Origin of the sequence: Piscinibacter gummiphilus, from assembly GCF_002116905.1 — a bacterium.
GTDB classification, from domain to species: domain Bacteria; phylum Pseudomonadota; class Gammaproteobacteria; order Burkholderiales; family Burkholderiaceae_C; genus Rhizobacter; species Rhizobacter gummiphilus.
The window spans coordinates 2,376,884-2,388,786 of record NZ_CP015118.1 but is presented as its reverse complement, the minus strand read 5'-3'; the positions used below and the strand labels follow the sequence as shown (position 1 = coordinate 2,388,786).

At 72.9% G+C, this 11,903-nt stretch carries 6 protein-coding genes; all 6 read right to left on the bottom strand.

Annotation, left to right across the window (positions count from 1 at the left end; translation table 11 throughout):
* Window positions 1-5 precede the first annotated feature (5 nt).
* The gene (locus A4W93_RS10715; protein WP_085750598.1) at window positions 6-4,466 is read right to left on the bottom strand and encodes a type I polyketide synthase; all 4,461 of its coding nucleotides are present in this window, start codon (window positions 4,464-4,466) and stop codon (window positions 6-8) included.
* Window positions 4,463-9,754: a non-ribosomal peptide synthetase gene (locus A4W93_RS10710; protein WP_085750597.1), complete on the bottom strand. Its 5,292-nt coding sequence runs from the start codon at window positions 9,752-9,754 to the stop codon at window positions 4,463-4,465. Before A4W93_RS10710 ends, A4W93_RS10715 begins: the two co-directional genes overlap by 4 nt.
* A gap of 40 nt (window positions 9,755-9,794) precedes the next feature.
* Window positions 9,795-10,532, bottom strand: a complete 738-nt coding sequence (locus tag A4W93_RS10705) for a thioesterase II family protein (RefSeq protein WP_085750596.1) — start codon at window positions 10,530-10,532, stop codon at window positions 9,795-9,797.
* 4 nt (window positions 10,533-10,536) lie between these two features.
* Window positions 10,537-10,785, bottom strand: a complete 249-nt coding sequence (locus A4W93_RS10700) for an MbtH family protein (RefSeq protein ID WP_085750595.1) — start codon at window positions 10,783-10,785, stop codon at window positions 10,537-10,539.
* 146 nt (window positions 10,786-10,931) lie between these two features.
* Window positions 10,932-11,120: a FecR/PupR family sigma factor regulator gene (locus A4W93_RS10695; RefSeq protein ID WP_237357755.1), complete on the bottom strand. Its 189-nt coding sequence runs from the start codon at window positions 11,118-11,120 to the stop codon at window positions 10,932-10,934.
* 168 nt (window positions 11,121-11,288) lie between these two features.
* A complete protein-coding gene (locus tag A4W93_RS10690; RefSeq protein ID WP_085750593.1) occupies window positions 11,289-11,816 on the bottom strand; it encodes a sigma-70 family RNA polymerase sigma factor in 528 nt (175 codons plus the stop codon).
* Window positions 11,817-11,903 lie beyond the last annotated feature (87 nt).

The following is an 11,903-nucleotide window of genomic DNA, read 5'->3' as shown; positions in this document are numbered from 1 at the left end:
CGGGTTCAGGGTGCGGTGGCCAGGTCCTGGCGCTCGATCTCGTCGAGCAGCAGGTTCTCGACGACCCCGGCGAGCGCCTCGACGGTGGGGTGCTTGAAGAACGGGGCGGGATGCAGCTCGACCGCGTACACGGCCCGCACCTTCGAGAGGATCTGGATGCCCAGCAGCGAATCGCCGCCCAGCTCGAACAGGTTGTCGAAACGACCGATCTCGGCGATGCCCAGCATCGTCCGCCACACACCGGCGATGGTCTCCTCGAGCTCCCCGTCGGGCGCCTCGAACGGCGTGGTCAGTGCCGGCCGGGCATGGCCGGTGCCGCGGTCGGCAGCCGCGATCACCAGCGGGCCGGCGAGCAGGTCGCCCCGCGTGCCGTCCAGCCGCGCCGCCAGGTCGACCGTGGACACGATGACCTGCGGCAGAAGCGGCGCGGCGAGGATGCGTTCGCACGCCAGCACGCCATCGGCCGGGCGGATGCCCACCCCGTCGGGCATCGCCATCGCCCCCGCCATGCCGACGTCGCGCCAGCTGTCCCAGTTGACGGACACCACGGGGTACGGCGACCCGCGCGTCGCGCGCAGCGCCGTCACGTCGAGGTACGCGTTGGCCGCGGTGTAGTCGACCTTGCGCAGGCCCCCGGCCACGGTCGCGAGCGACGAGCACAGCATCAGGAAGTCGAGCGGTTCGTCGCCGAGTGCCGCCTGCAGCGCATCCGTGCCGGCCACCTTGGCCGCGAGCACGCCGGCGAGCCGCACCGCCGTCGCGTCGACCGCGAGGCCGCCCCCGGCGATTCCCGCGGCATGCACCACGCCGTGCAGCGCGCCGAAGCGCTCGCGGGCCGACACCACGAACCGGCGGGCGTCGCCGGGTTCCGCGACGTCGCCCTCCAGCACGAGCACGTCCGCCCCGAGACCGCGCAGGCGGTCCACCGCCTGCTGACGCGCGGCATCGGGCGCCGAACGCCCCACGAGCACGAGCCGCGCGCGCACGGTGCGGGCGAGGTGTTCGGCGAGGGCCAGGCCCACGCCGCCCAGGCCGCCGGTGATCAGGTAGATCCCCTGGTCACGCCAGGGGCCGGGGGGCGATGCCGGCCGCGCCACCGCGGTGTACGACTGCACCCAGCGGTGGGCGCCGCGGTAGGCCACCACGAGGCCCTCGTCCGCGGCGGGCACCTCCGCGGCCACGCGCATGGCGGCGCCGGCGAGCGGCAGCACGCCGAGGTCGATCAGCCGGCACGACAACGACGAGTGTTCCTGCGGCAGCACCCGCCCCGGGCCGACGAGCAGCGCCTGCCGCGGATCGAGCGGTTCGTCGCCCGTCACGTCGGCAAGGCCGCGAGTCACCACGTCGAGGGCGACCGGTTCGCCGGGCTGCACCTCGTCGAGCGCGCGGGCCAGCGCGGTCAGCGTGAGGAAACCGCGTGCCGGGACGTCGCCCCCCACCTCCGCGTTCCAGAGGTGGACGACGCGGCGCACGGGACCGGCACGCTCCCGCACCGCCGCCAGCAGGCGCACGACGTCCGCCCCCTCCCCCGGTGCGACCAGCGCACGGTCCCCACCGATGAACTCGAATCCGCCGGCCGCCTCGACCCGCACCACGGCCGCCGCGCCGCGCGCCTTCAGCGCGTCCACGACAGCGGTGGCGCCCGCCCCGGCATCGCCGAACACGAGCACGGTGCCATCCACCGCATCGGGCGTGGATGCCGCGCCGGCGCGGCGCCACGTCGGCACGTGGAACCAGTCGTCGAGCGATCGCACCAGGTCCTGCGGTCCCGCGGAGCGCACCGCGCCGGGATCACCGGCCGGGATCCAGTAGGACTGCCGCTCGAACGGGTACGACGGCAGCGGCACGCGTCGGCGGGCCTCGCCGTGGGCCAGCGTGTCCCAGTCGAGTGCGACACCGGCAGCCCACAGCCGGCCCGCGGCGAGCGGCAGGTGATCGGCCGCGGTGTCCGCCTGCCGTGGGTGCGGCTGCGACGAGACCACCACGGCGGCGCCGGCCGCCGGATGGCGGCGCGTCAGCTGCGTGAGGGACTCGCCCGGGCCCACTTCGAGGAACACGCGTCCGGGTTCGCGCAGCAGTTCGGAGAGGCCGTCGGCGAAACGGACGGTGCCGCGCAGGTGGCGCGACCAGTAGCGCGGGTCCGCGGCTTCCGTCGCCGTGATCCAGCGGCCCGTGACGTTCGAGACGAAGGGGATCGAGGGTGCCCCACGGACCATGCCGGCCACCAGGGCCTCCAGGTCCGCTTCCGCCGGTTCGACCATCGCGGAGTGGAACGCGTGCGAGACCTGCAGCCGCTGCACCGCCACGCCCTGCGCCGCCAGCGCACGCTCGGCCTCGGCGATGGCCTCGGACGGACCCGACAGCACGCAGCTCTGCGGCGCGTTGACCGCCGCCACGTCGCAGCCCCGGTCGCGCCACGCGGCCACGTCGGCCTCGGGCAGGTTGACCGCCAGCATCGCCCCCGTCGGCAGCGCCTGCAGCAGGCGGCCCCGAGCGGCGACCAGCTTCAGCGCATCGTCGAGGGAAAAGACACCGGCCAGGCAGGCGGCCACGTACTCGCCGATGCTGTGCCCGATCATCGCCTGCGGCACCACGCCCCAGCTCGTCCACAGCCGTGCCAGCGCGTACTCGACGGCGAACAGCGCGGGCTGCGTGAGGGCCGTGCCCGACAACCGGACCGCGTCGGCCTCGGACGGTGCGGCCGGGTGCACCACGGTGCGCAGGTCCAGCCCCAGCTCGTTCCGGAGCCCGTCGGCACAACGGTCGAACGCGGCACGGAACACCGGTTCGGTCTCGTACAGATCACGGGCCATGCCCACGTGCTGCGAGCCCTGCCCCGGGAACATGAAGACCACCGAGGGCCGTTCAGCCGCCGGCGCCACCCCGGCGTGGAAGCGCCGGGGATCGCGGCGTGCGAGCACGTCGACGGCGTCATCGCGTCCACGCACCAGCGCCACGGCGCGGCGCGGGAATGCCTTGCGGCCGGTCTGGAGCGTCCGGGCCACGTCCTCGATGCGCTGCCCGTCGTGGCGGGCGACGTGGTCGCCAAGCCGGGCCAGCGCGGCGTCGAGCGCCGCGGGCGTGCGGGCCGACACCGGAAGCAACTGCCAGCGCCCGAGGCCGGTGGCCACCGGGCGGAGCGGGGCCTCCTGCAGCACGACGTGCACGTTCGTGCCGCCGATGCCGAACGAACTCACGCCGGCTCGGCGAGGTGTGTCCCCCGCGGGCCACGGCCGGGTGGTGGTGTTCACGTAGAACGGGCTCGACGCGAAGTCGATCTGCGGGTTCGGCGATTGGAAATGCAGGCTGGGTGGCAGCGTGCGGTGGCGCAGCGCCAGCGCCGCCTTGATGAACCCGGCGACGCCGGCGGCGGCATCGAGGTGGCCCACGTTGGTCTTGACCGAGCCGATCGCGCAGTAGTTGCGGTCGCCGGTGCCGGCCCGGAATGCCTGCGTGAGCGCGGTGATCTCGATGGGGTCGCCCATCGTGGTGCCGGTGCCGTGGGCCTCGATGCACCCGATGCTCCGCGGGTCGACCCCCGCCATCGCCTGCGCCGCGAGGATCACCTCGGCCTGTCCCTCGACGCTCGGCGCGGTGTAGCCCACCTTCGCGGAGCCGTCGTTGTTCATCGCGGAGCCCTTGACGATCGCGTGCACCGTGTCGCCGTCCGCCAGCGCGTCGGCCAGCCGCTTGAGCACGACGATGCCGGCGCCGCTGCCGATCACGGTGCCGGTGGCTCGTGCGTCGAACGCACGGCAGTGCCCGTCGGACGACAGGATGGCCCCCGGCTGGTGGCGGTAGCCCCCGTCGTGCAGCAGGTTGACCCACACGCCGCCGGCCAGCGCCATGTCGGCCTCGTGGTTCAGCAGGCCGCGGCACGCCACGTGCACCGACGCGAGCGACGTCGAACACGCCGTCTGCACCGTCACGGCCGGCCCGCGCAGGTTGAGCTTGTAGGCCACCGTGGTGGTCATCGAGTCCTTGTTGTTGCCGTTCATCAGCCCCTGCAGCGAGGAGATGTCGCTGAAGTCGGAGAAACGCCCGCTCGGCATCAGGTGGCGCAGCAGGTACGTGTTGACCCCCACGCCGCCGTACACGCCGATCGGTCGGCCCCAGGTCCCGCCGTCGTAGCCGGCGTGTTCGAGCGCCTGCCACGAGACCTCGAGGAACAGGCGGTGCTGCGGGTCCATCTCCTCGGCCTCGCGCGGCGAATAGCCGAAGAAGCCGGCGTCGAACTGGTCGACCCCGGGCAGCGGCGCGCCGGCCCGCACGTGCTGCGGGTCGCGCAGCACGGCCTCGGGCACGCCGCGTTCGCGCAGCTCGGCCTCGGTCCAGGTCTCGATGGATTCGACACCGTCGCGCACGTTGGCCCAGAAGGTGTCCACATCGGAGGCGCCGGGGAAACGGCAGGCCATGCCGACGACGGCGATGTCGGTGTCCTCCACGTCGAGGTCGGTCGGGTTCATGGTGTCGCTCTTTCCGCGGTTGTCGGGCGTTTGAGGAAATGGCTGCGCTGCCGCTGCGCCCGTGCCTGCACGTCGCCGGCGGTGGCGGCCGGCATGGCGCCGCCCCTCGCCGCGCACGCGGCCAGCGCGCTGACCGTGGTGTGCTGGAACAGGTCGACCATCGAGACCGCCAGGCCCAGGCGTTCGGCGAGCCGGCTGTGGACCTTGATCAGCAGGAGCGAATGCCCGCCGAGGTCGAAGAAGTTGTCATGGCGGCCCACCCGCGGCACACCGAGGGCCTCGGCCCAGATGGCGGCGATGGCCGTTTCCAGGTCGCCGGCCGGTGCCACGGTGCCGGACGGGACACCGAAGGCGGGAGCCGGCAGCGCCGCGCGGTCCACCTTGCCGTTGGGCGTGAGCGGCAGCGCCGGCACCGGCACGATGGCGTGCGGCACCATGTAGTCGGGCAACTGGTCCTTGAGCGCCGCACGCAGTCCTTCGGCATCGAACGCCGTCCCCGGACCCACGCCCACATGGGCCACGAGGCGTTCGCTTCCGCCGTCGCCCAGCACGCCGACCACCGCCTCCCGCACCCCGGGCAGGGAGAGCAGCCTCGCCTCGATCTCTCCCAGCTCGATGCGGAAGCCCCGCACCTTGACCTGCTGGTCGCGGCGGCCGAAGTACTCGAGGTGGCCATCGGCGTGCCAGCGCACACGGTCGCCCGTGCGGTACAGGCGGCCGCCCGCGGCGCCGAACGGGTCGGCGATGAACCGGTCGCTCGTGAGGGCCGGCCGGCCGGTGTAGCCCCGCGCGATCTCCGGGCCACCCACGTAGAGCTCGCCGATCACGCCGCGTGGCACGAGGTTCAGGTCGTCGTCCAGCACGTGCACGTGGCGCGCCCCCACCGGGGTGCCGATGGGCACGCTGCCCGAGGCAGTCGCCGGCAGCTCCCCGCCGACCCACGCCGTCGGCGTGATGATGGTCTCGGTGGGGCCGTAGGCATTGACGATGCGCGGCGCGCGGAAGGCCGCGCGGGCGAGCGTGTAGTCGGCCCAGGGGAAGGCCTCGCCCCCCACGATGCAGGTGCGGACCTGCGAGGGCACGTCGGCGAGCAGCGGCGCCACCACCCGCAGGTAGGCCGGCGGGACGTGCAGCGTCGTCACCCCGTGGCGCACCACGAGGTCGACGAAACGTTCGCCCGCGAGTTCCTCGCGATCGCACAGCACGATGGCGCCGCCGCCGCACAGCGGGGTCATCCATTGCTCCACCGCGGCATCGAAGCTCAGCGAGAAGAAGAAGAGTTCGCGGTGCGACGGTGTCACCGCGTACACCTCGCCGATGGCTCGCAGGTGGCTCGCGAGCGGTCCGTGGGCCACGGCAACGCCCTTCGGCAGGCCCGTCGATCCCGACGTGTAGATCACGTAGGCGAGGTTCTCTCCGTGCAGCACGACCTCCGGGTCGCGCTCGCCGGACTCGGTGCCGGACTGCACGTCGACCGCGAGGTCCGCCTCCACGTCGATCATCACGAGGCCCGGCACGGCGGGCAGCCGGTCGTGCACCGCCCCCTGGCACAGTACCAGCGCGATGCCGCTGTCGCGCACCATGTGGTGGAGCCGTTCCGTCGGATAGGCGGGGTCGAGCGGCACGTAGGCGCCGCCCGCCTTCATCGTCGCGAGCAGGCACACCACCATGTCGACCGACCGCTCGACGGCGATGCCCACCCGGGCCTCGGGCCCCACGCCCAGCGCGATCAGCCGGTGCGCGAGGCGGTTCGCCCGGCGGTTGAGTTCGCCGTATCCGAGGACCTGGTCGCCATGGAGGACGGCGGCGGCATCGGGCCGTTCGCGGGCCCGGGCCTCGACGAACTGGTGAACCCAGCGCGGCTCGGCAGCGGACGCCGCCCCGCGGCCCCAGGCGGCCTGGCGTTCGCGTTCGATGCCGTCGAGCAGCACCACGTCGGCGAGGGCCTGTCCGGGCTGGTCCACGAAGGCGCGCAGCAGGGTCAGGTAGTGCGCGGCCAGCGCACGGACGGTGTCGGGTTCGAACAGTTCCTTCGCGTGCACGAACGACACACGCAGGCGCCCGTCCGGCGCCTCGTGGGTCTCGAGCGTGAGCTCGAACTGCACCGTCTCGCGCAGCACCTCGTACGCCGTCATCGACACACCCAGCGCCGATTCGAACGGGCGGAAATCCTCGGCGATGTGGTTCAGCGTCACCTGCACGAGCGGGTTGTGGCTGAGGCTCCGCTCGGGGCGCAGCGCCTCGACGAGCTGCTCGAACGGCAAGTCCTGGTTCGCCTGCGCGCCGAGGGCCGCCGCCTTGGCGCGTGCCAGCACCTCGGAGAGCGGCAGGCGGCCGTGCACCACGCTGCGCAGCACCACGGTGTTCACGAAGAGGCCGACGAGACCGCGGGCGTCGTGGCTGCGGTTCGCGATGGGGGCGCCCACGCGCACGTCACGCTGTCCCGTGTAGCGATGGAGCAGCGCCTGGCAGCCGGCCAGCAGCACCATGAACAGCGTGGCCCCTTCCGCCGCCGCCCGCCGGCGCAGGCCCTGGACCAGCTCGCCGGGAACGTCGAGGGTCAGGCAGCCCGCGGTGTACTGCGCCTGGGCGGGGCGCGGGTGATCGGCCGGCAGTTCGAGCACCGGATGGTCGTCGCCCAGCGTGGCGCGCCACCACGCGAGCTGGCGAGCCCCCTCGCCGCCGGCGAGCCGCGCGCGCTGGCGGGCCGCATGGGCCGCGTACGAGAGCGGCAGCGGGGGCGGTTCGACCCCGTCGTCACGGAGCCGGGCGGCCAGCTCGTCGAGCAGCACCTGCATCGAGGCCCCGTCCGACACGATGTGGTGCATCACCAGGACGAGCACGTGCGCGTCGCGCCCCGTGCGCAGGCAGGCCACGCGCAGCAGCGGCCCCGTGGCGAGGTCGAACGGCTGCCCGTTCAGCCGGCCCAGGGCGTCCGCGAGGCGGGCCTCGTCGGCCGCACCGTCCGCGGCGCGCAGGTCCTCCTCGTCCACCGGCACGTGCAGGTCGTGCAGCACGACGGGCTCGGCGGAGCCATCCGTCCCTTCCCGGAAGACGGTTCGCAGCGGCGCATGGCGCGCGACGACACGCGCGAACGCCTCGCGCAGGCGGCCGATGCCGACGTCACCGGACAGATCGAGCCGCGCCGCCACATGGTGTGCCGTGGCCGCGGGATCGAGGCGCCACAGGAACCACTGCCGTTCCTGCGCATGCGACATCACGGCGGGGCCGACCGCCTCGGCCACCGGGGCCTCGGGGGTCCGCGGCGCGGCCTGCCGCCGCTCGGCGACGTGGCGCGCGAGGTCGTCGAGCCGGGGGTGTTCGAACACGTCGCCGGGGCCGATCGCGACACCCCACCGGGCCTCGATGCGCGCACTGAGCTCCGCGGCCGTGAGCGAGCTGCCCCCGCTGCCGAAGAAGTGGGCGTCGGCGCGCAGCGTGACCGCCGGATCGAGCTTCAGCACCTCGTGCCACAGCGCGGCGAGCGTGGTGGCGAAGCCCGCGGCCGGGGCCACCGGCGACGCGACGGACGGCGCGGCCGGGGTGGGCGAACCGACGACGAGGCGGCCGTCGGCCAGCACGGCATAGGCGTCCAGCGTGCCGTCGAGCCAGCCGCTGCGGCTCGCGCGGCGCTGCAGCTTGCCGCTCGAGGTTTTCGGAAGTCCGCCCGGGTTGAGCAGCACCACGACCGCCAGCGGCTCGCCGCAGAATTCACCCACCGCTTCCGACAGGGCCTCGACGAGGCGCTCGGGCGGGATCAGCTTCTGCATGCTGCGCGACACCTCGGCGGCCACGCCGATGCGTTCGGTGCCGGGCCCGTCGACGCAGAACGCCGCCACACGGCCCTTGCGCACGGCGTCCACCGCGTCCTCGACGGCACGTTCGATGTCCTGCGGGTACAGGTTGTGGCCCCGCACGATGATCATGTCCTTCAGGCGGCCCGCGATGTGCAGGTGACCGCCGTGTTCGAAGCCCAGGTCACCCGTCCGCAGCCACGTGCGACCATCGCGCTCGACGAAGGTGTCGAGCGTGGCCTCGAGCTTGTTCCAGTAGCCGCGCGTGATGCTCGGGCCGGCGGCCCAGATCTCGCCAACGAGCCCCGGGGCCATGGGCAGCAGGGTGTCGGGGTCGGCAATGCGCACGGCATGGTCCGTGACCGTCCGGCCGCAACCCGCGAGGGCGACGCCGCTCGCGTCCGCGGACACCGCCCGGTCCGCCAGGTCCCGCGCCGAGTAGCGAGTGGCGGTCATGCCCTCGCCACGGCGCCCGCCGGTCAGGAACAGCGTCGCCTCGGCCAGGCCGTAGCACGGGTAAGCCGCCTTCGGAGAGAAACCTCCCGGCGCGCACAGCGCGATGAACGTGTCGAGCGTGTCGGGCCGCACCGGCTCGGCGCCCGAAAACGCGACCGCCCACGACGACAGGTCGAGACGGGCCGCCTGCTGCGGCGTGATGCGCTCGTTGCACAGGCGGAAGGCGAAGTCCGGTCCGCCGCTGATGGTGCCGCGGTGGCGTGCGATCGCCTCGAGCCAGCGCAGCGGACGCTCCATGAAGTAGCGCGGTGACATCAGCACCACCGGGATGCCCGCATGGATCGGTTGCAGCAGCCCGCCGATCAGGCCCATGTCGTGGTTCAGCGGCAGCCACGTCACGAACACGTCGGAGTCCGTCACGCCGAAGCCCTCGGCCAGCGCCCGCATGTTCGCCATCAGGCTCGCATGGGTGACCATCACGCCCTTCGGTGCCGACGTGGAACCCGAGGTGTACTGGAGGAACGCGATGTCGGACGGCGACGCCGCGAGTTCGGTCCACGCGTCGGCCCCGGTGTCGCCGTGGCCATCGACCGCGACCACGCGCGCGCCCGGCAGCACGCTCGCGACGATCTCGAGCAGCGGCACGAGCGAGCCGTGGGTGAGGATGGTGCGCACGCCGGCATCGGCCGCGATGGCCTGCAGGCGGCCGATGTGGTGGGCGCGCCGCGATTCGGGGGGGAACACCGGCACCGCGATGACCCCGGCATAGAAGCAGGCGAAGAAGCTCACGGCGTAGTCGTCGCCATTCTCGAGCGCGATCAGCACGCGGTCGCCGGGCGAGAGATCGCGCTGGAGCTGGGCCGCGAGGGCGCGCACGCGCTGGTCGAGGCGGGCGTAGGCGATCGTTTCCTCGACGAGTTGGCCGCCGTCGTCGCGCACGGCGATCACCGCCGTGTCGTGCGGCCGGTGCGTCGCCAGACCACGCAGGTGACGAACGAAGTCCACGGGGAACGGCCGTGCCGGAATCGCTGATGTCATCGTGACCCTCTTCTGGATGGGCCCGGATCCGGGCCCGGGTTCAGGCGGGAATGGAGGCGGTGTCGGTGGAGGCGGTGCGCTGGCCGGAGAGCCGCCCCGTCAGGGCGGCCAGCACGCCGGCCTCCTGCTGTCGGATGAAGAAGTGGCCGCCGTCGAACCAGTCGAACGTGGCGAGGGCCGGTGCCTCGGCCCGCCACGCCTCGATGCGGTCGGGTGCGATGTCGTCGCCACGTCCGGCGAAGACGTGCAACGGCACCTTCAGGCCCGCCGCACCGAAGGGCCGGAAGCTCTCGCACACGCGGTAGTCGGCGCCAAGCGCATCGAGGGTCATGCGCATCAGTTCGGGGCTCTGGAAGACGGCCTCGGGTGTGCCGCCCTGCCGGCGCAGGTCCGCGACGAGGCCCGCGTCGTCACCCTTGCGTGCGAAGTTCATCGGGTCCCGGCGCGACGGCGCCGGGCTGCCCGACACGACCACCGCGAGCGGCTGCGGACGCCCCTGCGCCTGCAGGCGCTGCGCGATGCCGTGGCACAGCAGCGCGCCCATGCTGTGGCCGAACAATGCGAACCGTCCCGTCATCGCGGCGGCCTGCTCGTGGCACAGCTGGTCGGCGAGGGTGTCGAAGTCCTCGACGAAGGCTTCGGCGAGGCGGGCGCCCCGTCCCGGCAACTCGACGGGCACGACCTGGAGCCAGGACGGCATGCGGGGCCGCCAGCGCGCGTACATCATCGCGCTCGCGCCGGCACACGGCACGCACAGGAGGGCGACGGGCGCCGGCATGCCCTCAGCCCGCGTTCGGCGTGCGGGCCTGCGGATCCTGCGCGGCCATCCAGTCGCGCAGCGAACGCGGCCGCATGTCGGTCCAGGCCGACTCGATGTGGGCGAGCACCGTCTTCTTGTCGCCCTTCACGCCATCGACCGCGGTCCAGCCCGCGGGGACGGCCTTCCAGTGGGGCCACAGGGAGTACTGGTCTTCTTGATTGACGAGCGCAATGAAGGTCTCGTCGTCGCGGTCGAAACAGCTGGTGGACATGCGGCATCCTCGTGCAGAGCGGATCGGGGAACCACCCGCCGCGAGCTGCGGCGCAGTGGCGCGTCTGCCGTGTATGACGAGTCAGCCGTGCGTTCGTTTAGGGCCGCGTGCGAGTCGCGTGCCGAACGCGTGCGCGAAGGGCCCGGTCAGGGCGCGTCGGGGATGTCGATGGGGTTCGCGGGCGGCACGAAGCCCGCGACGAACCAGAGCCGGCTCGCCTGGTCGTAGGCCGCGCGGTGGCGCGGATCGGCATCGAGCCACTGCGCGAGTTCACGCGCCGCCTGGTCGTCGAGGGTCGGGGTGGCGTGCTGCCGCTGGATCCAGGTCCAGGCCATGTCCCAGACCGGGTCCTGTGACGATGCGCTCGAAATGCCCATGAAGGGTGATGCCCTGACTGCTGCCCGTGGTGAAGGCTCTGCGGCCCTGACTCCCTCCGCGTGGAAGATCGCCCAGGAGCAGAACGATGTCAAGCCGCACGCGCCGTCATGCGCACACGCGCTCGGTCAGTCGAACAGATCGCGCCGCGACTTCAGGCCTTCGAGCGCCTTCTGCGCGTCCTTCACCATGAAGTTCACGAGCGTGGCCGAGCACCCGAGGCGCGCGCCGATCTCGCGCTGGGTGACGTCGCCGAGGCGGAAGAGTTCGAACGCCTGGCGCGTGCGCGCCGGCAGGCCCGCGAGCGCCTGGTCGATCGCGGCGATCAGGCGGCGGTCGTCGAGGCGCTGCTCGGAGGTGCACGACACGGGCACCTCCGGCACGTCGCCGTCGTCGGTGAACACGCGCACGCGGGTTTCGAGCGACACGCGCCGCAGGTGGTCGATGGCGATGTTGCGCACCACCTGGCAGCAGTAGTAGAGCGGCTGCAGGATGCGCCGCGTGGGCACGCCCTCGACCACCCGCAGGTAGGCGTCCTGTGTCACCTCGTCCGCCAGGTCCGCGGTGCCCACGATCTTGCGGGCGATGGCGCGGAGCTGGGGCCGATGGGCAATGAATACGTCGACCAGTGTCAGTTCGTTCGAATCGACCAGCATGTCCGCACCGCTCCCTATCGTGTGCAGCCATCCAAGGAGGTGGCCGCTTAATAGGAATGATTATTATCTACAGCGGCCTCGCCGGGG

Bases quoted from the DNA above. Each gene is read 5' to 3' on its own strand.
- A4W93_RS10710 (WP_085750597.1), bottom strand. From the start codon at position 9,754: ATGACATCAGCGATTCCGGCACGGCCGTTCCCCGTGGACTTCGTTCGT.
- A4W93_RS10705 (WP_085750596.1), bottom strand. From the start codon at position 10,532: ATGCCGGCGCCCGTCGCCCTCCTGTGCGTGCCGTGTGCCGGCGCGAGC.
- A4W93_RS10690 (WP_085750593.1), bottom strand. From the start codon at position 11,816: ATGCTGGTCGATTCGAACGAACTGACACTGGTCGACGTATTCATTGCC.
- A4W93_RS10715 (WP_085750598.1), bottom strand. From the start codon at position 4,466: ATGAACCCGACCGACCTCGACGTGGAGGACACCGACATCGCCGTCGTC.
- A4W93_RS10695 (WP_237357755.1), bottom strand. From the start codon at position 11,120: ATGGCCTGGACCTGGATCCAGCGGCAGCACGCCACCCCGACCCTCGAC.
- A4W93_RS10700 (WP_085750595.1), bottom strand. From the start codon at position 10,785: ATGTCCACCAGCTGTTTCGACCGCGACGACGAGACCTTCATTGCGCTC.